Here is a 21486-nt window from a genome sequence, read left to right on the forward strand (position 1 = left end):
ACTGAAACGATTGCCGTTTCAGTCCATAAGTAGCGGAGGGTGAAGGATTTGAACCAACGCGAGCACGAAGCTCCTACCAATCATAAATGATTGGCCTCTTAAGCCAGGCTTGAGTACCCCTCCATGAATTTATATTTTTAATATGTTTATGAGTCTACACGTCTTTAATTAATTTGTAAACTAAAAACACTTTATTTTATTATTTAATTCAAAAATAAGTATAAAGTCGTAGAAAAAAATACGTCCCAAGACGCATATTGTCCATTGTGTATCGTATAATAAAAGTGAATTTTTAATTTATTGAATGATATATTATTCTTAACAATTATTATATTAAAAAGATAATAAGGGGACAGATTATGTTGAAATTTAAATTTGGTAAATCAATCATTGCAAGTGTCATTATTGGAACAACCGTCTTTGGTTATTCGACACATCATGACCAAGCACAAGCGGTTGGCAATTATTACTATGATGGCATGCACGCGGGTGAGTACTCAGGATATTCAAAAGCTAAAAACATTAGTAAAAATAACATTTCAATTCAATACTATCCTAATGCTTCTCAAAGTAATTTGAAGTCTATTGGTCGTGTATCCAATTTAAATGGTTGGAAAGTTGGTTTGAAAGAATATAAAGGACAGGACTCAATGGGAACTGGTACGGTAATTGGTGCACATACATTTATCACCAATGCACACGTCATTGATGATAATAAGCATAGAGCTGCAGCACCCAAATATATAACATTTCAATTAAATCGTAATGGTAAATCTATGCCTTATGCCTTCCATGCAAGCGAAGTCATTAAAGTACCACAATATGATATTGCCATTGTACATACGAAAGAAAACATGTCGAAATATGCTAAACCAGTACGTATTGCGACAAATTCAGAAATTAATAAATTGAAATTTAATACGCCATTATATTCTTTAGGCTACCCAGTGATCAACAATGACAATACGAAACCATATTTTAATAAATTACGCGTAACACAGTTTTCACCTAATGGAACGGAAATTCAAACAAAAGACATTTTCAGAGCAGGCGCATCTGGTTCACCTATGTTAAATAGTCAATTTAATACGATGTATGGTTTGAGAACGTATGGTTATAACTTAAGAGGTAACGCATATGATGCTTATGCTAAACAAGAAATGTCTGGTGGAGAATCATTTAAAGGGTATGCTGGTAACTTCGTTCGTCAACACATTAAATAGTAGTACGAAGTAGTTCATAAGTTGAATTTTTGTAGGTAAATGATGTGAACGATTTGGGAGTGCATTTTCAAAAAAGAAAGAGGGGTAAATGATGAAAAAGAGTTATTTAATGATTGGAGCTATTACAGGAACAATGTTATTAGCGGGATGTAACTTTGGTGATTTCGGTTCAGGTAAAGGATCATCTGATAGCAATAACAAATCTTCGCAAACAGATAAGTCGAATAAACATGATGATTCTAAGTCTAAAACTAATCAAAATTCAAATAGTGAATCTAAGAAAAATGAAAGTTCACATTCTGGGGATAGCGTGAAAGATTTAAATCAAGCTGAGAAAGTTGCATTAGCGTTAAGTAATGATAGCGTGTCAAATGTAGCTATTACGGCGAATGACATAAAGCGTCATTCATATATCGAAAATGGGAACGGCGGGAAAACAAAAGAAAGTATAGATAAATATGAATTAAAAGCAACTGGAGAAGCCATTGAAGGTGCACCAGAGGGTATGACATTTTATAGTGCTATGCCTGCCAAAGGGTCATTTGCGACGCTAATTGGTGTTAGTGATGATAAAGTAGCAGTGATAGGTACCCAAAGCCCAGGCAAATATCAACAATTTATTCAATCTGATTTAGGTCATGAACTTGATGTAAATGAGCTATACAATAAATACGGAAAAGATTCAGATTATAAAAAAGTCGCAAAACAAATTTCTATTAGTGGTGGTTCGAATAGTACGAAGTCTGCTGACAGCAACCAAAAAAATACAAAAGAATATTTCGCAAAAGTATGGCTGACAGCACGTCATAATGCCGATGAAACGTTTAAAGAAGATGATTATACTTACGATCCTGTCGATATGTCAGGGGAACCGATTAACCCATATAATGAAGATGCTTCAGAAGTCTATCCTGAAGGAACGATTGCACTAAGCCCGTCATTTACTTCTCTAGGTCATGTGATTTTCAAAGATAATAATGATGGTACTGTAACATTTTATGATGTGCCAAGTCATTTCCAAGATCATCGTTGGGATGAAGATGGCTATTCTAAGAGTGAAACGGCTCGAATTTTAAATAATGGTCAAACGAAAAAAATCGCTAATCCTTCTACGTCAGAAATTGAAAAAGTAGCGAGTCACATTACATCTGAAACACCTAGACAATACGATAGTCCAGCTTCAGATGACAATAGCTCAGAAGAAACGGATAGTAGTTCAAGTGATGAAACGGTGACACGAGATAATGTCATTGATAAAGTTGAGGATTATGAAGGTCATAAATTAGATACGTCTACGTATTCTTATAAAGAACCTGAAAAAGACTCAGACGGTAACTGGGGCTTCTCATTTATAGATAAAAATGGCGATTTGGCAGGTTCATACATTGTAACTTCAGATGGAGACGTTACTAAATATGACGAAAATGGTAAACCAGAATAAGCTTAGTACTAATTAATGATTAAAAGCGCCCGGCATAGCGTTCTTAGAATGACCAAGAACTTTATGACACGGACGCTTCTTTTTATTTATATATTTCTTTGATTTCATCTAATCTGTCTATAAAGCTATCAATGTAAGATTGAGGTTCCAGTATTTTAGCGTGTGGCGCTAATTGGTAAGCGATATAGTACGCATCGAATCTTGTACAATTGACCCAAACTAATACCTTATCTTCATTTTCCTCAACTACCTCTTTGATTGAAAACTGTTGTTGGAATTGGTTCCAAATTTGCGTGTGAAGCTCAAATAAAACAGGATTTCTCGTACCATCACGTTTAAACTTCAAATCTAGCACTTTAACAGCCACAATATCCCTAAGCGCAACTGTATGGATGTCATGATCCTCTTCATACGTAAACCAATAATCATAATGCATATATAATATGGATAATGGTTTGATGAATACCTTTCTATCTTGAAATTCAACACGGACGATATCCTTATTAACTATAGCACGTTGTAAAATCATTAATGTTTTCCCAGGCAATAATTCTTGTCGAACTTTAAATTGATTTAGTGTGCTCATTAGTACATGTTTGTCTGTAATATTCATTGAAGAAATAGAATTAAGAATAAATTTATGAATATCATAATGAAGGATAGGTGTTAAACTTTGTAATTTAATTAGTAAACTAAGAATCCCTAGACTATGTTTACTCTTCGTATCTTGTTTAAGTTCATACCCTGATAATTGGTGATTGTAGATAACCCTAGTATTATTGCCACTCCAAAAATCATTTTCATAAAAGAAAGTGTTAAGTGTGTGGATGTCACGTTGAATGGATTTTTTACTAACATCTGTAAATTGATTCAAGTCATATTGTGTCACAACACGGCCTTTAAGAAGCAAAGTTAAAATATTAAGTATACGAGTTGATTTATCCAAACATTTGGTCCCCTTTGCATCTATATTAAATATGTTTTGAAAATTAATTATATAGTATCATATTATTTTTATTATGTGTATAATTCTAAAATTAAAAAGTAGCGATACTTTAGTTTGGTAAAATATAAAAGTGTAATCAACTCATAATAGAGTAATTAGGCATACATTAAATAGGTTGAAAGGTATTTGAGGTCGAGGATTGCTTTAAATGTTAAAAGCCTGAAACAGTGATTGTCTCATGCTTTATAAGATCAGTTCTATTTATTTTGCAATGGATTGATGTGAAAGTAGAAGGGCGTAAACAGTATCTAAATGAGGTGTGTTGAGATGATAGTACTTTGCTTTTCTATAGATAAAGCCTTGAATGGCTTCGACCTCCAATGGTTGGCTATTTAACACATCGTAATACATACTCGTGCCCATATGGTCAGGGTAGCCTGCATAAATTCGCATGATATCTTCAACTAATGAGTCAGGAAACTGAATGCCTTCCGATAAAGCTACGTGTTGTCCTTCGTATAATAAATTTCTGCATAATTGCTCGACTTCTTTAATTTTTAAGATTTGAGCGGTATTATGACCAAGTGCAGTTATAGAATTAATACCTAAGTTTACGAGTAATTTATACCAAATTTTTTCTTCAATATTGTCTTCAAGTACGAGTTCAATTTTTGTATGATCAAGTAATTGTTTTAAGCGTGATGTTTGAGCATCTTTTTGAACATGTAATCGATAATCACGAAAATGTACAACTTCGTTTCCAGATTTTTGACCGCTAATGTAAACAACAGCTTGGTATGTGTGTTGAAATGGAAGACTTGGCAGTAGACCGTAGCCATTTTGCGCTAAAATAAAAAGCGTTTCTTCATGAGCTAAATGATGCAATTTGGGTATTAAGTCATTGAGTTGATGCGTTTTGACGGCAATAATAATAACGTCAAAGGTTGAAGTTACGTCATCTATGTTATGTGCGTATACAGTTTGATTTGCTGGTTGAATGGTTATGTGTTTATTAGAACGGCCAATTAATGTAATATTTGATAGCTTTTGTTGAAGCTCAAAAGAGATAGTTGTTCCAACTGCACCTGGCCCGATAATAGCAATTTGCATTTAAAACTTTCCTTTCTATGTATTCTTAAATATAATTATACGTATTATTATCGAACTTTTAATATAGGAGTTAATTTAAAAATGAAAAATTTAGCAAAATTAGTGGAAATGAAGCAGAGTAAAGAGAAAATTTCGATGATTACAGCATATGATTTTCCTAGTGCGAAACAAGCACAAGAAGCAAATATAGATATGATTTTAGTTGGTGATTCACTTGGAATGACGGTCTTAGGTTATGAAACAACGACGCAAGTGACATTGGAAGATATGATTCATCATGGTAAAGCTGTGCGTCGTGGTGCCGATGATACATTTGTCGTAGTAGATTTGCCTATAGGTGCGGTTGGCGTTAGTGATGAATATGATTTAAAGAATGCGATTACTTTATATCAACAAACAAATGCGAATGCGTTAAAAGCTGAAGGCGCACATTTAGTTGATTTCATTAAAAAATCAACACAAATTGGCATTCCAATTGTAGCTCATTTAGGACTTATGCCTCAAAGTGTTGGTGTGATGGGTTATCGTCTACAAGGTGGCACGAAAGACGCTGCTGAGCAATTGATTCAAGAAGCACATGCGGTTCAAGAAGCGGGAGCGGTCGCTTTAGTATTAGAAGCAATACCAAGCGATTTAGCAGGCTTAATTAGCAATCAATTAGACATTCCAGTGATTGGTATAGGTGCTGGTAAAGATACAGACGGTCAAGTATTGGTATATCATGACATGTTAAATTATGGTGTCGATCGCTATGCGAAATTTGTAAAACAATTTGCCGATTTGTCAGTGGGCATTGAGGGCATTAAACAATATAATGAAGAAGTCAAAGCAGGCATTTTTCCAGCAGAAGAACATACGTATAAGAAAAAGATATTAGATGAGGTAAATAATAATGACACAAGTAATTAAGACTGTGGCAGATATGCAACGTATTACACAAACATTGAAATCCACAGGCAAAACGATTGGATTCATTCCTACGATGGGAGCTTTGCATGAAGGCCATCTAAGTATGATGCGTCGCTCTGTTAAAGAGAATGATGTCACAGTCATTAGTGTCTTCGTCAATCCATTACAATTTGGACCAAATGAAGACTTTGATGCTTATCCACGTCAAATTGACCAAGATGTCGCATTAGTAACTGATATTGATGTAGATTATGTCTTCCATCCAGAAGTTGAAGAAATGTATCCAGGTGAGCGAAGTGTCACTTTAAAGGTGGGACGTCTAGCGGATGTCTTGGAGGGTGCACAAAGACCTGGTCATTTCGATGGGGTTGTCACTGTAGTAAATAAATTATTTAATATCGTGAGCCCTAATCGAGCTTACTTTGGTAAGAAAGACGCGCAACAACTTGCGATTATTGAAAAAATGGTCGAAGACTTCAACCATCCAATTGAAATTATTGGTATTGATATTGTACGTGAAGCAGATGGATTAGCACGTAGCTCACGAAATGTATACTTAACAGAACAAGAACGACAAGAAGCTGTGCATTTAAGCAAGAGTTTAGCTTTAGCATCGTCTTTATACGAAGATGGAGAAAGACGAAGTAATGTGATTGTTGGCGCTATAAAAGCATATTTAACCGAGCATACAAGTGGTCATATTGATGAAGTCGCAATATATAGTTATCCAGATTTAGAAGTAGTCACGGACATTGAAGGACAAATCTTTATTTCGTTAGCAGTTAAATTTTCAAAAGCACGTTTAATAGATAATATTATTTTAGGAAGTGGAAAGTAAGCTATGATTAGAACAATGATGAACGGTAAGATTCATAGAGCACGTGTAACAGAATCAAACTTAAATTATGTAGGAAGTATTACAATCGATGCAGATATTTTAGATGCGGTTGATATTTTACCAAATGAAAAGGTAGCCATCGTTAACAACAACAATGGTGCACGTTTTGAAACATATGTCATTGCTGGTGAACGCGGGAGTGGCAAGATTTGTTTAAATGGTGCAGCTTCACGATTAGTAGAAGTAGATGATGTTGTGATTATAATGACATATGTTCAATTAGATGAACGCGAATTAATCGAACATGCACCTAAAGTCGCTGTGATGAATGAGAAGAATGAAATTATTCAAATGATTCATGAAAAAGAAGGCACGATTATTAAGTAAATAAGTGTGAGTGGGACAATGAAATCGCTAAATTGATTTCTGTTCCACTCTTTTATTTTGGTTACTAGTAAGTGTCTAAAAGTAATTTAATCGTCCAAAAGGATGACTTTTAATCTACGCAATTGACTTTCGGATACCTATCCGTTTATTATTTGGAGTACTAAATAATAACTAAAGGGAGTTTATGTTTGTGAGTAATGAAAGTTCAAGAAGTAAGACGTTATTAGTTGCCGTCTTAATGATAGGGTCATTTGTTGCAATACTCAATCAAACCCTTATGACGACGGCATTACCAAGTATTATGAAACAAATGCACTTATCGAGCAGTACAGTGCAATGGTTGACGTCGATTTTTATGTTAGTGAATGGCATTATGATTCCAATCACAGCATTTTTAATTCAACGTTTTTCTACACGTCAACTCTATTTCGCAGCATTAACGTTCTTCATCGTTGGTTCTTTAGTAGCAGCTTTATCACATAGTTTTGGCATACTACTCGTAGGTCGAGCGATTCAAGCGATGGGCGCAGGGATTATGATGCCATTAATGCAAACGGTCTTATTTATGGTATATCCTGCAGATAAGCGTGGCCAAGCAATGGGTATGTTCGGGTTAATCATTGGTTTCGCACCAGCTATCGGTCCATCGGTGTCTGGTTGGATTGTATCTCAATATGAGTGGCGCGTGATCTTCTATTTATTATTAGTTGTGGCGATTGCTGACTTTATCTTGGCGCTTATTTTCGTTAAGAATGTGACTGACGTGACGAAACCTAAAGTCGATGTCTTATCCGTTATTTTATCTACTGTCGGATTTGCTTCATTACTTTATGGATTTAGTGAAGCAGGTAACTTAGGTTGGGGTAATGCACGTGTTTACGCCATGATTATTTTCGGCGCAATTGTCATTACATTATTTGTGATTCGCCAATTGAAAATGAAAACCCCATTACTCAATGTTCGCGTTTTCGCATACAAATCATTTACACTGAACATGATTTTAGTGGTCATCGTATTTGTATCCTTTATCGGAAGTCAAACGGTCTTGTCATTTTATTTACAAGACTTGAATGGCTTTTCTCCATTAAAATCAGGATTGGCTTTAATGCCAGGTGGTATTATGGTAGGTATTTTATCACCTATAACGGGTCGTATTTTCGATAAATTTGGTGGCAAAGGAATGTCAATTATCGGTTTAGCAATTGTGGCTGTAACATCATTCTTGTTTACACATCTACAAGCAGGTGCACCGTTCATCTTTGTCTCAGCAGTCTTTATGGTTTCAATGATGGCAAATGCGATGGTTATGACACCATTGACAACAGCAGCATTAAATCAATTATCAAGACCTATGGTGCCACATGGTACATCAGTGAATAATACATTAAGACAAGTAGCAGCTGCTATGGGTTCAGCTATTTTAGTCACAATTATGAATACCGCTGTTTTAAATCCACATAAATACGGTATTGATGGATTAGTGCATGGTGTCCGTGTTGCCTATGCTACAATTTGCGTTATTGCGATTATAGGTATTATCTTTGCTATCTTTAATCCGACATCTCGTAAAGGTTATAATCAATCATAATTTTATAGTACAGAAGTAGACATGTAGTTACGTTGTCGCGGTATTAATACAATTATGTTAAGTAGTGTAGCTGCAGGAATTGGTGTCGATACGACTGCGACAGAAGCTATTTTAAACACGTTTAATAAATAAGGACCAACCCTTGGAAGGTAAGTTTTAAATACTTACTTTGCAAGGGTATTTTTATGCCTAATATTGTTTGAATTTTAATGCACAAATTAGACAAATTTATATTTAACTTAGCGGTGAAATATTGTATAAATAATATATAGTATATTAACTTGATAAGCAGATACGTAAGGAGTCATAGATGAAGAAACTTTTATTCTTAAGTGGTGTGTTTTTATTATTGTTAGCAGCTTGCAGTTCGAATGAATCTTCAAAAGAACATAACTCTAAATCAAAGACAGAGCAGTCAAAGAAGGACAAAAAGGTGACAGTTAATACTGGTAAATTGTCTGAAAAAGAAAAGCTTGCGTTAGCATTTTGTATTGATGATGTTGATCAATATACGTTAACTAAAAATGAAATACTGACTGGAATATATTCGTATAAACTTCCAACTGGCACTCGAAACTATAGATTGGTTGATTTTATGTTGGTTAAAGTGAAGCAACCTATTGAAAATGCACCTAAAGGTATGCATTTTTATACTGTACAACCTGATAAAGGGAATTTTAAAGCGATTATTGGTGTGAATAAAGATAAAATCTTTGTAGGACGTATGCCTAAAAAGGATTTAGATTATAATGATTTAATACGAAAAGGTAAAGAAGTTAAATTAGCAGACGTTTATACCGAAAATAGACATAACAAAGCTTTACCTGAATTAAATAGTAAAATCAATATTGTAGATACTGTACCTAAAGGTTCTGAAGATGATGGTAATCCACTTTCGTCTAAAAATCTTGAAAAGTCAGGTAGTGTTAATGCGCATTATCGCAATGAAGTATATCAATTGATTTCAGATTTTGAAGATGTTCCAGTAAGTAAGACAAATTATTTATGGGATGATGTGAAAATGACTAATCATCGTGGGGACTGGGTTGTAAATTACCGTAATAAAGATGGCGAAATATTAGGCACATATAAAATGAAAAACGGTAAAATTATTAAACTGGATTCAAATGGAAAAGTTGTGAAGAAAGAAAGCTAATGTTTTTATAATCATGTTTGAAGTCATGAGATAGACTGATTAAATAGTATTGAAGCGAGATGGAAATCGATTTTAAATGATAAGATTTCTACCTCGCTTTTATTATTTCATATTTAAGTAAATTAATTTCAAATATAAAATAAAATTTTAAGACAATACATTTTATAAAATTCTTATTATGTTATGATGAAATAAAATGGAAAAAGGAGTTTCAACATATGAATCCTAAGGTAACTTTCGGTGGCGCGTTTAAGTTGTTTTGGAAGAATTATTTTAATTTTAAAGGTCGCTCTAGACGAAGTGAGTACTGGTTTATGCAATTGTGGCATTTGATTTTTTATGCGCCGGCACTTGCGGTTTATAGTGTAGGCGTGTTTTTTCTATTAGCTTCTTTACTTTCAGCTATCACGCATATATTTGTTACATCACTTATTGTTGTTATTTGTGCGACTTGTTACTTAATCATTTACAGTTTAATTATTTTTATTCCGCAACTAGCGTTAACTATAAGACGATTTCACGATACTAATCGTACAATGGTAGCACCAATCATTATCGTCGTATTCGTTATACTTACATATATAACTAACTTATGTATTCAATATTTTGGGTCTAATCTAGATAGTGATTGGAGACTAACTGTTATTTATGTGTTAGGGATTATTGGTACAGTTGCAAGTATTTACCAAATGATAATTGCTTGTTTAAATAGTAAACCCGAAAAAAATAAATATGGTGAAAGTCCAAAATATAAAGATATTAAGTGATTATAACTAAGATGAAATTTTTATTATATTAGCACCATTTTTGTTAACTATTAAGGAACCATGATAGATGAAAAGCAATCAATATGACATTAGGTGCATTTCTAGACTACTTTCATAATTCAATATTTAAGTGAATCAATTTCGAATATAAAATGAAATTTTAATATAAACTATTTTATAAAATTCTTATTATGATATGATGAAATAAAATAGATAAAAGGAGTTTCTAAATATGAATCCTAAAGTAACTTTCGGTGAAGCGTTTAAGTTGTTTTGGAAGAATTATTTTAATTTTAAAGGTCGCTCTAGACGAAGTGAATACTGGTTTATGCAACTATGGCATTTAATTTTCCTGGTACCAGCATTAATGGTCTTTGTCATTTCATTAATTATTTTTATACTGTCGGCAGGGGTAGGGTCTGAAGTTTTATCAGTGTTTGGCATGACGGTACTCGTTATCGCAGCCATTTATTTTATTCTTTACTCAGTCGCTACGTTTATACCTAATTTAGCGATAGCAGTAAGACGTTTTCACGATACGGATCGTACAATGTTCATCCCTATTTTATCGGTTGTATTAGGTATTATATCTTTTATTATTCAATTAATTTGGAACATTAATGATCCTAATGGTGAAAATGGTTGGGCGGCATTGTTCATTCTCTTGTTCAGTCTTGTACAATGTGCTGTATCAATTTATCAAATTGTAATTACATGTTTAAATAGTAAATTTAATAAGAATAAATACGGAGAAAGTCCGAAATTTAAAGGGCATCCTAATAGTTAATAATACAGGGGATTGAGGCAAATAATGATTGTCTCAATCCCCTTTTTACTTGAATATTTCTCGGGAAATGTTTTACATGAAACATTTTTAATCGATGTCTTTAACTTGTTGTTTAGCACGTTTGTATATTTTGTCTGGGAAGTGCGTAATACGTAATAATTCGATGGCATTACGCGTATTCGCTTTACCACTTTTAATTTTATAGTCAAAGTAAATTTCGTTATGTTCAATCGATTCATTGAAATGATAATTTCGATAATCAGGTTGTAGTAGTTCTGATAACTCAATATCGTGTGTAGCTGCCACTATTTTGTACTTGGGCTGTGCGTTTAAATAACTTAACACCGATTCTGACGCTGCGATACGTTCGGTCGTATTTGTGCCTTTGAAGATTTCATCGATGAAACAGTAAACGGGCGACATCGTTTTAATATCAAATAAGCGACGAATCGATTTGAGTTCGGCCATAAAGTAGCTATCGCCTGATAACACATCATCGGCATTGGCCATGGAAGTATAGACTAAGCCGGGTTGATAGCTAAATTTGTCAGCTGTCACGGTATTGATTGTTTGTGCAAGAATAATGTTAATGGCTACAGCTTTCATAAATGTTGATTTTCCTGATGCATTTGACCCAGTTAATAGAATATTGTTGTTAATGTCGAGGTCGTTTGGGACTGCATTTTCAAGTAAAGGATGAACTAAGTTTGTAAATGATACGTTCTGTTCTTCTGAAAAGGCAGTCGGCTCACAATATGTGTCTAATGTGCGTCGATACATGGCTAAAGAATAGTGATTGTCTAGGGTGCTTACGTAATCGTAGCAAGCTAGAACTTCATCTTGATAACGATAGTAAGTGTACTGGATGGTATGGAAGAGGAAGTAGTCCACCATAAAAGCCATCTTTAATAGCATGACAAAAGCACCACCAATGTTTTGGTCACCCACAGTGCCTAATAGTCCACTAAATCGTCGTGCGCCTTTAAAATGTTTGAAGTTCGTCTTAACGTCAGGTGTGCCTTCAATCTGATTGAGATGATAACCTTCTCTCAGCACTTTGGCAGTATAGAATAATGATTTCAAGTCTTGGTCATAAGTACGCTTAAGACTGCCAGATAAGATAATATTCAATAGCACTGCGAAAATAGTTATAAGTACTCCGGTTGATGGAGAAAATAATATAATCAATAATCCTAAAAATGGTAAGAATGGACATATCATAAATAAATTATTGCGTTTAATCGGTTTAAGTTGATCTGGAAAGATGGGATAGACAACTTTGCCGATAGCTGCGAGATGATATGATACTTTGTGACGAAAGCCCTCGTTGTTATTGATGCGGTCTAAGAGTTGTTGATTATTGGCTTTGAACATATTGCGTAATGTAGCAAACCAACGCATTTCACCAATAGCTGTAAAGTTAAAGTTACTGCGATGAAAGATTTCTTCCATATTGAGATCAGACCATGTTTTATCATCAATAAGATTGTCATGTTGGTCACGTTTTAGTTCAAATTGATAATCGAAACGTGAATTTGGACGTATGAAACTTTCTAATGGTTGTTTATTATGCCAAAGTGTATGTATTTTGTGCATCATTTTTCGCTTTTCAGAAAATGAAATGACGATATTCACAATAATGCCTAGAATAATAATACCTACTACTAAAAGTGCGTACGTTTGATAAATATTCATAATGAACTCCTTAAAAATTTAATTCGTTTATGCAATTATTTCATAATATGATGTAATTAACAAAAAATAGATAAATTAAAAAAGAGAATTTACTTCAAGCAATAGGATCTCAAGCATTGTATATGTTGGAGGTCCTATTTCTATTGATTAATATCACTTAGCACTCTGTCAGATAGATTTCACGTCATAGCTCGTGATATGCTTATTGATGATATAGGAGGATTTGATTGATATGAGAGATAAACAATTATTATTCACATATAATTTAATTAATTGTAAAAAGCATGTTTTCCACGGTGAATGTAAATGATGTCATTTCTAGCAATCACTATTTTTGTCATAACGCTCATTTTTGTCATCTGGCAACCGAAAGGATTAGATATAGGCATAACTGCTGTCGTTGGTGCGATATTAGCACTTGTTACAGGAGTGGTTGGCTGGTCAGATATTGTAGAAGTGACTGGTATTGTTTGGAATGCCACGCTAACCTTTGTAGCAGTCATTTTAATTTCATTAATACTCGATGAAATTGGTTTTTTTGAATGGTCAGCCTTACATATGGTACGTGCATCGAAGGGGAATGGCTTTCGAATGTTTGTGTACATCATGGTACTTGGTGCGATTGTCGCAGCTTTCTTTGCGAATGATGGTGCCGCGCTGATTCTAACGCCAATTGTGTTAGCTATGGTACGTCATCTTGGCTTCAATAAGAAAGTCATTTTTCCGTTCATTATCGCAAGTGGTTTTATCGCAGATACAACGTCATTACCGTTTACAGTTAGTAATTTAGTAAACATCGTTTCTGCTGATTACTTTGATATTGGCTTCGTTAAATATGTTAGTCGCATGCTAATTCCAAATATATTCTCGCTAGTATCAAGTATTGCTGTATTATGGATCTACTTTAGAACGTCAATTCCTAAACAGGTCAATACGCAAATGATTCAAAGTCCTAAATCCGCAATCAAAGATGTGAAGTTATTTAAACTCTCGTGGATTGTCTTAGTCGTACTACTTATTGGTTATCTTATTAGTGAGTTTGTTCATTTACCCGTGTCTCTAATTGCAGGTGGCATTGCTATCATTTTCCTCATCTTGGCACGTCAATCAGACGTTGTTTCAACTGGAAAAGTTCTCAAAGGTGCGCCATGGAATATAGTGATTTTTTCATTGGGTATGTATTTAGTAGTATTCGGGTTGAAAAATGTTGGCATTACGACAGTATTAGGTAACATATTTTCAATGATTTCTGGACAAGGCTTATTTACAAGTATTATGGGTGTAGGATTCATATCTGCCATTCTGTCATCGATAATGAATAATTTACCTACAGTATTAATCGATGCTATAGCAATACATCAGTCACAAGTTACGGGTATACTCAAAGAAGGTATGGTTTACGCGAATGTGATAGGTTCTGACTTAGGTCCGAAGATTACACCCATCGGCTCTTTAGCCACATTATTATGGCTTCACGTCCTAGCCCAAAAAGATGTCAAAATTTCATGGGGAACTTATTTTAAAACAGGTATTGTCATTACGATTCCAGTGTTATTTATGACATTATTAGGCTTATATATAACATTGTTTCTATTTTAAGGAATCATCATTTTAAAATATACGCGTATAATCAAGATAATTTGACAGTTAAGCATTCACAGAACCCTTTTAAGAACGATACATCTTTTAATCACCAATCTTTGGTAAGATTTAAAAGTATTTCAAGACAAGTTAGGACGCAATCCATCCCAAAATGTAAATTTTAAAAGTCTAAACAACACAACTAATTGCAAACTTTTATACTCCGCGCAGTCTAACTTACTTGATATATAAAGAATAAATTAGTGCTATTCCAGTGCTAATTGACGATATGAATAGATAATTGGATTAAAGAGAGAGAAAAGATTTAATTATCTTCGTATGAGTGAGGTTGTAGGTGTTTTAATAAAACGCACCTAGCATCTCACTTTATTTTTTAGTGTCATTTGGTTTGCTTAGCTAACTAAAGATGATACCATTTTTATGAATCATTTTAATAGATTAAAGGAGTATCATGTGATGAGTATATTTTCAGAAGAAGAAAAAGTGAAGATGTTAGCTGATATTGTCGAAATGAATACAGTGAATGATAATGAAATTGAAGTTGCGCGATATTTAAAAGAATTATTTGAAAAGCATGGTATTAGTGCAGAAATTGATGAAATTGAGGACAATCGTGTGAATTTAGTTGCAACAATTGGTGAAGGAAGTCCCGTACTTGGTATTTCTGGTCACATGGATGTGGTATCTGAAGGTGATCACGTTGATTGGAAGTATCCACCTTTCCAATTAACTGAAGACGAAGGATTGCTTTATGGCCGTGGTACATCTGATATGAAATCAGGACTCATGGGTTTGGCTATTGCGATGATTGATATTAAAGAAAGTGGCCATTTACCTAAAGGTACACTTAAATTCATGGCAACTGCAGGCGAAGAGAAGGAACAACTTGGTTCAGCACAATTATATCGTAAAGGCTATATGAACGACGTAGATGCATTAATCATTGCCGAACCATCAGAAACGAACATCGTTTATGCACATAAAGGTTCAATGGACTTTAAAATCACCTCTAAGGGTAAAGCAGCGCATAGTTCTGTACCAGTTGTGGGACGTAATGCTATTAAACCACTGATTCAATTTATTCAAAATATTGATGATGAATATGAACGTATTTCTAAAGACTTACAATGTGAAGAACTAGATTTCACGCATTTAATTAATCGTATTCAAACCCAATTACAAGCGGATAATACTCTAGATGAAGATGAAGTCAAACGTGTCATTTCTGGCTTAGTCATTAGCAATACGATTCTCCACGGGGGTAACCAAGTAAATTCAGTACCAGACGTTGCGTTTGCAGAATTCAATATTAGAACAGTGCCGGAATATGATAATGCGAAAGTCAAAGCACTATTTAAAAAATATTTAGAAGAAATTAATAAACAAGGTGGTCAACTTGAAGAAGACATGTATTTAGATTTAGACCCTGTTTTAACAACTGGAGATAATGAATTGATTAAAATAGGACAAAAAGTGGCTAAAAACATCTTTAATGAAGATATAGTTGCGTCACCCACTGTAGGCGTTACCGATGCTTCTAATTTACTACGTGATAAAGATGAACATTTCCCATTCTTAATGTTTGGTCCAGGTACTGTGCCACATCAAATTAACGAACATGTAGAGAAAGATAAATATCTTAAATTTATTGATTATTATACAGAGCTCATTACGACGTATTTAAAAAATAGTTAAAGATGTAAAGCCTCGTATAACACACGCTCTTATCTATCAAACAAATCACTTGTGAAAAGCGTAAGGCGATAGTAACTTAAGTATATCAATAGTTTACTTTCAGAAAGGTGAGAGAAAATGAAAGCATTAATTGTATACGCGCACCCAGAGCCAAAGTCGTTTAACGGTGCTTTAAAAGATAAAGCTGTAGAAACTTTAGAAGCTCAAGGTCACGAAGTTAAGGTATCTGATTTGTATGCCATGAATTTTGACCCAGTCGCTAGAAAAGAAGATTTTAAAACATTAACAGACCCTGAATTTTTCAAATATGCTGTCGAACAAAAATATGCCTATGATAATGATGAATTAACATCTGTCATTAAAGGTGAATTTGAAAAATTGCTATGGGCAGATTTAGTTATTTTCCAATTCCCACTTTGGTGGTTTAGCGTTCCAGCAATTCTAAAAGGATGGTTTGATAAAATATTCCTCTTTGGTGGTGTATACGGTGGCGATTATGACCGTTACGACAAAGCAAGATTAACAGATAAAGTTGCAATGATTTCAACAACAACAGGCTCTCCTGAAGGTAGTTATATGCCTAACGGTTTCTCTGGAGACATACATGAGCAAATCTTATTCCACATTAATCACGGAATGATTTATTTCTCTGGTATGACACCGCTTGAACCTTTTATTGCATATCAAGTGAGTCACAGCGAAGAAGAAAGAAAACAATATCTTGAACAATTTGCCGATAAGTTACAACATATTGATCAAATTCCTAGAATTCAATATCCGAAATTAGCAGAATTTGATGATAATGGCCAATTAAAATAAAACTATAAATGATATAAATACCTCGACGTTGAATATAATTTTCATTGTCGAGGTATTTTATTTAGAATCTGAATTGCCGCGCAATAGCTACATAGTAGACATGCAATAATAAACCTCTTTATTAAAATATTTTATGATTACCCTAAAACAAACTAGCCCTCCGTAAATACATATGTAATATAAGATGTAAACTTATATTTTTGGATTAAATAGGGTATGATAACAATAATAATTTTTATGAAAATTATAAATAAAAAATAATAAAAGGTGCTGATGGATTATGTCAGAAGAAAAATCTAATAAATTTAAGTTTAAGACGCCACACACGTATGCATTATTGATGTTTGTCATATTTATAGCTTGGTTGCTGACGTATATTATTCCAGCTGGAGAGTATACGCGTGAGAAGAAAGGTGGCCAAACGCTTGTAGTTTCTGGAACATATCATACTGTAGATTCAGCACATGTAAATTTTTTAGAAATTTTTAGGGCAATCCCAGAAGGTTTAATCAGTGGTGGGGAAATTGTCTTTTACATATTTCTTGTAGGTGGTGCCTTTGGTATTATTCATAAAACAGGTGCCTTTGAAAATGGCGTTAACAAAGCAATGCGAATGTTGGGGAAAGCGAACTTCCTTATGATTCCTTTAACGATGTTAATATTCTCAGTTCTAGGTTTTACGATAGGCTTGGCAGAAGAAACAATTATTTTCGTGCCTATTGGCATTATTATTGCACGTACGTTAGGCTATGATGCATTAACAGGCGCGGCAATGGTTATTTTAGGTGCAGCTAGTGGTTTCAGTGGCGGTATGTTAAATCCCTTTACAGTTGGGGTTGCACAAACGGTTGCAGAGTTACCTATGTTCTCTGGTTGGGGATTACGTACAATTATCTATTTATTTATCTTAACAGCAGCGATTTCAACAGTGATGCTATATGCACGTAAAGTTAAGAAAGATAAGACAAAGAGTATTGTATATGAATTAGAACGTGAAGAAGGCCATGTGTCACAGAAAGTAGAATATCAACATTTCAGTAAGAGACAAGCCGCTAGTTTATTAATTATTGTCGCAACTATTTTATGTAATGTCTTTGGTATTTTTGTCTTTGGTTGGACATTTAATGAAATGAGTGCCAATTTTCTACTTGCAGGGATAGTCGCAGGTCTAGTAAGTGGCTTAGGACTCAATGGTACGTTTGATGCATTAATAGAAGGTATGCAGAATATTCTTTTTGGAGCTATGATTGTCGGATTTGCCAAAGGGATTGTAGTTCTTTTGGAAAATGGTAAAATCATCGACACGATTGTACACGGTATGACCACTTTACTATCAGATGTCCCAGCATCTTTCGTTATTATAGCGATGTTTATTTTACAATTCTTACTTAATTTCTTTATTCCATCTGGTTCGGGACAAGCGTTAACAACAATGCCGTTGATGGTACCAATATCTGATTTATTGCACATTAATCGTCAACTTACTGTATTAGCGTTCCAATATGGGGACTCTATAAGTAATATATTATTCCCAACATCAGCTATACTGATGGGTGCGTTGGCAGTCGGTCGCATTTCCTATACACAATGGATAAAATTCGTGTGGAAATTGATTTTATTGTGGGTCATTATTTGTGCAGTTGCCATGTCGATTGCCTTAGCTATCGGCTACTAGGAAAAGCAAAAATGAAATAAGAGGGTAGACTGACGGTTGTCTGAAGTTAGTAAGAAGGTTGTCTAAAAAAGCCTTTGCAATAAGAGATTGGCGGGTTTCTATTTAAACAGAAATCCGCCATTATTAATATGAAATCAACTATTTACTGTTGAATGGTATGGATGTTTATGATGTTTGCCATGAACGATGTAATAAGCAACAATCGCAATAATTAATAATATAGCCATGGTCAGATACAAGTTTCGATAGCCCATAAATGGAATGATTAAACCTAAGATAAATGGTCCCATACCAGCACCAAAGTCAACAAAGATGAAATAAGTGGATGTTGCTAACCCCATTTTGGCTTTTGGTGATTGTTGTATTGCAATCGCTTGTGCAGTTGGAATAATTGTTCCATAGCCAAAACCAATAAACGCTGCTGACACAAGTAAAAGTAAAGAAGACGTTGTCATGCTTAATAACACTAAACCAACTACAAAGCTAATCATGACAGGATACATGACTTTGTTTTCTCCGTAGTTATCATAAATTTTTCCTGTAAATGGTCGTGTAATAAAAGTTGCTATCGCGTAGATAACGAAGAAATAACTTGCTGCTGTAACGAGATCTAACATATCAGCATAAATGGATAAGAATGATAGTACGCTTGAGTATGCAATACCTACTAATACTGTGACCATTGAAATGGGTAATGCTTCTTTTTGTAGGAATGCATGTATACCTCTAGGTTTAGTCGTCTCTGTTTCCATACTAGTAATGTCGTTAGTTGGCAATTTTTTAATAAAAATAGTAAACATTAAAGCAATAATAATACTAACTAAACTGATCGCAAATATTGAAGAAAACCCTAAACGATTCGTTAAGATTAAACCAAAGAAGGGTCCGAAAGCTGAAGCTAACGTCACGCTTAAACCGTAATAACCGATGCCTTCACCTTTACGTGCTTCTGGAATAAGTCTTGATGAAATTGTTCCTGTTGCAGTTGATGAGAAACCGAATGCAATACCATGTATAAAACGAACTAACATTAGAATCCAAATATTAGTGATTGTAAAGTATAAGGCAATCGCAACAACTGATGCGATGACGCTATAAAATAATATCGATTTAGGTTGGAGCTGATCAATAATACGTCCAGAACCTAAACGGCCGCCTAACATACCGATGATAAACACACCAGCGGCTAAACCACCAATACTTTCAGATGCGTGATATTCATCAATGGTGAATGCCGTGACCGTTACAATAAGCATGTAATGTATTAAATACATAAAGAAATTGACTAATGTAACGAAGATAAAATCTTTCGTCCATAAGCGATGATCCATGATGTCCCTCCTATAATATTTAGAGTGACTTAAACTCTAGAAATTAATATTTGATTGCAATATCCATTATATTAATAATAAATACTAATGTATAATTAGAATAAATGATTTTAATATAAGTAAAAGTGATGTAAATGGAGGTATATATGAACTTTGAACAACTTAGCTATGTTAAGACGGTTTATGAAGAAGAATCAATGATTCATGCAAGTGAACGGATGCATATTAGCCAATCAGCGATGAGCCAATCAATCGCGCATTTAGAAGAAGAATTGGGATATAAATTATTTTATCGCTCGAGAAAAGGGACGGTACCCACAGAAATTGGGAAACGTTTAATTCCTAAAATTTTAGATATCATTGAGACGAAAAATGCATTACTTTCAGAAGTAGATAGCATAGAAACACATTTTGAAGGTAAGATTAAAATCGCTACCAACCCAACACTTTTTCATAAATTACTTCCAAAAGTGTTATCGCAATTTAAAAAAGACCACCCTAGTGTTGATATTGAAGTGATTGAATCAGATAAAGCGGATATTTTACGTAAGATTGAGGAGCATGACATCGATTTAGGCCTTATAGGTAAGAAAGATACTTCAGAAATTCCAAACAATATAACTGAATTTCCACTTCATTTCGGCTCAAATTTTAAATTAATTGTACCTGCCAAATCTAAACTTACGTTTAAAGAAACGGTGGATTTAGAAGATATTAAAGATTATCCATTTGTGTTATATGATCGTAGTTTTTATCATCATCAACTTAAGAAATTCCAAGAAGCCAATGGAGAGTTAAAAATTGTCTTCCGTACAAATAACCCGATTGTTTTAATGAGAACAGTAGCAGAAGGATTGGGCGTTGGCATTGTCTCTAGTTTTATGGTTGAAAATGAACCTTTCTTAAACAATGACTTGATTGAAGCGGTACCACTTGGACGTTCATTTGACTATACAGTTAACTTTGTAGCGATTACACATCAGGAACGCCAAAATGATCCGACGATACTTGAATTTATAAATTATTTAAGAGACTATAAAACGTTATAAATCAACATATAACAAAAATGTGTCGATTTTGTTATAAAAATTTAGCTCAATTTAAATGGGTTTTAGTATATAATACTGTGTATCACCAATAGAAAGGAAACAACCTATGAAGTTAGACAGTATCAATTTAGTTTCAAGTATTTTATGTTTATTATCATTCTTACTAGCATTATCAATCATGTTTACAAGCATGTTTTGGTATGTCCCAGGATTGTTAGTGATGTTACTAGCGATTATTGCAAGTGTCTTAGGTATTTTAAAAGGTAACAAAGCAATCAATATCACATTTTTAGTTTTAAATATTGTTTTTTTAATTATATTCTCAAGTCCGTTACTTTTAGCGTAAATATTTAAGACGCATATATACTTTATTGAAGAAACGAGTCACTATTACGAGAGTGGAACGATGAAATTATTTTTATTTCTGTTCTACTCTCGTTTTTATTTGTCTGCAATAAGGGTAGGTAG

At 33.9% G+C, this 21486-nt stretch carries 19 protein-coding genes; 15 read left to right on the top strand and 4 right to left on the bottom strand.

The genetic code is table 11. The annotated features are described in order from the left end of the window. The first annotated feature begins 359 nt into the window (after positions 1 to 359). Together HYI43_00650 and HYI43_00655 are read left to right on the top strand one after the other, a co-directional pair. The gene (locus tag HYI43_00650; protein ID UDI77130.1) at positions 360 to 1223 is read left to right on the top strand and encodes a trypsin-like peptidase domain-containing protein; all 864 of its coding nucleotides are present in this window, start codon (positions 360 to 362) and stop codon (positions 1221 to 1223) included. A 91-nt stretch (positions 1224 to 1314) separates the two neighbouring features. Beyond that, positions 1315 to 2664 (top strand): hypothetical protein, encoded by a 1350-nt coding sequence (locus HYI43_00655; GenBank protein UDI77131.1) that lies wholly within the window; start codon positions 1315 to 1317, stop codon positions 2662 to 2664. Between the two features lie 82 nt (positions 2665 to 2746). Here the strand turns inward: HYI43_00655 and HYI43_00660 are convergent, their stop codons facing one another. After that, positions 2747 to 3610, bottom strand: a complete 864-nt coding sequence (locus tag HYI43_00660) for an HTH domain-containing protein (protein ID UDI77132.1) — start codon at positions 3608 to 3610, stop codon at positions 2747 to 2749. A gap of 261 nt (positions 3611 to 3871) precedes the next feature. Further along, positions 3872 to 4720, bottom strand: coding sequence for an oxidoreductase (locus HYI43_00665; protein ID UDI77133.1), 849 nt, complete (start codon positions 4718 to 4720; stop codon positions 3872 to 3874). 81 nt (positions 4721 to 4801) lie between these two features. On the opposite strand from HYI43_00665, the gene panB reads away from it, so the two are divergent. The 7 genes from panB (at position 4802) to HYI43_00700 (ending at position 11152) form a co-directional block, all read left to right on the top strand. Beyond that, the gene (gene panB / locus HYI43_00670; protein ID UDI77134.1) at positions 4802 to 5629 is read left to right on the top strand and encodes a 3-methyl-2-oxobutanoate hydroxymethyltransferase; all 828 of its coding nucleotides are present in this window, start codon (positions 4802 to 4804) and stop codon (positions 5627 to 5629) included. Beyond that, positions 5613 to 6467 (top strand): pantoate--beta-alanine ligase, encoded by an 855-nt coding sequence (locus HYI43_00675; protein UDI77135.1) that lies wholly within the window; start codon positions 5613 to 5615, stop codon positions 6465 to 6467. The genes panB and HYI43_00675 overlap by 17 nt, the downstream gene beginning before the upstream one ends. A gap of 3 nt (positions 6468 to 6470) precedes the next feature. Then, positions 6471 to 6854 (top strand): aspartate 1-decarboxylase, encoded by a 384-nt coding sequence (locus tag HYI43_00680; protein ID UDI77136.1) that lies wholly within the window; start codon positions 6471 to 6473, stop codon positions 6852 to 6854. Between the two features lie 184 nt (positions 6855 to 7038). Further along, the gene (locus tag HYI43_00685) at positions 7039 to 8442 is read left to right on the top strand and encodes a DHA2 family efflux MFS transporter permease subunit (GenBank protein UDI77137.1); all 1404 of its coding nucleotides are present in this window, start codon (positions 7039 to 7041) and stop codon (positions 8440 to 8442) included. Between the two features lie 310 nt (positions 8443 to 8752). After that, positions 8753 to 9598: a hypothetical protein gene (locus HYI43_00690; protein UDI77138.1), complete on the top strand. Its 846-nt coding sequence runs from the start codon at positions 8753 to 8755 to the stop codon at positions 9596 to 9598. A 218-nt stretch (positions 9599 to 9816) separates the two neighbouring features. Next, entirely contained in the window at positions 9817 to 10365 is a 549-nt protein-coding gene (locus HYI43_00695) for a DUF805 domain-containing protein (protein ID UDI77139.1), read from the top strand. A gap of 232 nt (positions 10366 to 10597) precedes the next feature. After that, positions 10598 to 11152, top strand: coding sequence for a DUF805 domain-containing protein (locus HYI43_00700; protein ID UDI77140.1), 555 nt, complete (start codon positions 10598 to 10600; stop codon positions 11150 to 11152). Between the two features lie 87 nt (positions 11153 to 11239). On the opposite strand, the gene HYI43_00705 is transcribed toward HYI43_00700, so the two are convergent. Continuing rightward, entirely contained in the window at positions 11240 to 12847 is a 1608-nt protein-coding gene (locus HYI43_00705; GenBank protein UDI77141.1) for a MutS family DNA mismatch repair protein, read from the bottom strand. A 309-nt stretch (positions 12848 to 13156) separates the two neighbouring features. Between HYI43_00705 and arsB the strand changes: the two genes are divergently transcribed. From arsB to HYI43_00725, 4 genes are all read left to right on the top strand, one after another. Further along, complete coding sequence (arsB, locus tag HYI43_00710) at positions 13157 to 14446, top strand: arsenite efflux transporter membrane subunit ArsB (GenBank protein UDI77142.1); 1290 nt, start codon at positions 13157 to 13159, stop codon at positions 14444 to 14446. A gap of 459 nt (positions 14447 to 14905) precedes the next feature. Next, positions 14906 to 16144: an ArgE/DapE family deacylase gene (locus HYI43_00715; GenBank protein UDI77143.1), complete on the top strand. Its 1239-nt coding sequence runs from the start codon at positions 14906 to 14908 to the stop codon at positions 16142 to 16144. A 117-nt stretch (positions 16145 to 16261) separates the two neighbouring features. Beyond that, complete coding sequence (locus HYI43_00720) at positions 16262 to 16963, top strand: NAD(P)H-dependent oxidoreductase (protein ID UDI77144.1); 702 nt, start codon at positions 16262 to 16264, stop codon at positions 16961 to 16963. A 280-nt stretch (positions 16964 to 17243) separates the two neighbouring features. Further along, positions 17244 to 18638 (top strand): YfcC family protein, encoded by a 1395-nt coding sequence (locus tag HYI43_00725; GenBank protein UDI77145.1) that lies wholly within the window; start codon positions 17244 to 17246, stop codon positions 18636 to 18638. A gap of 134 nt (positions 18639 to 18772) precedes the next feature. On the opposite strand, the gene HYI43_00730 is transcribed toward HYI43_00725, so the two are convergent. Continuing rightward, entirely contained in the window at positions 18773 to 19969 is a 1197-nt protein-coding gene (locus HYI43_00730; protein UDI77146.1) for an MFS transporter, read from the bottom strand. Between the two features lie 146 nt (positions 19970 to 20115). On the opposite strand from HYI43_00730, the gene HYI43_00735 reads away from it, so the two are divergent. Both HYI43_00735 and HYI43_00740 read left to right on the top strand, forming a co-directional pair. After that, positions 20116 to 21018 carry a LysR family transcriptional regulator gene (locus HYI43_00735; protein ID UDI77147.1) on the top strand — a complete coding sequence of 301 codons (903 nt, stop codon included), beginning with the start codon at positions 20116 to 20118 and terminating at the stop codon, positions 21016 to 21018. Positions 21019 to 21124: 106 nt separating this feature from the next. Further along, positions 21125 to 21364 carry a hypothetical protein gene (locus tag HYI43_00740; GenBank protein UDI77148.1) on the top strand — a complete coding sequence of 80 codons (240 nt, stop codon included), beginning with the start codon at positions 21125 to 21127 and terminating at the stop codon, positions 21362 to 21364. Positions 21365 to 21486: the final 122 nt, after the last annotated feature.

The organism is Staphylococcus taiwanensis (genome assembly GCA_020544305.1).
Taxonomy (GTDB): domain Bacteria; phylum Bacillota; class Bacilli; order Staphylococcales; family Staphylococcaceae; genus Staphylococcus; species Staphylococcus taiwanensis.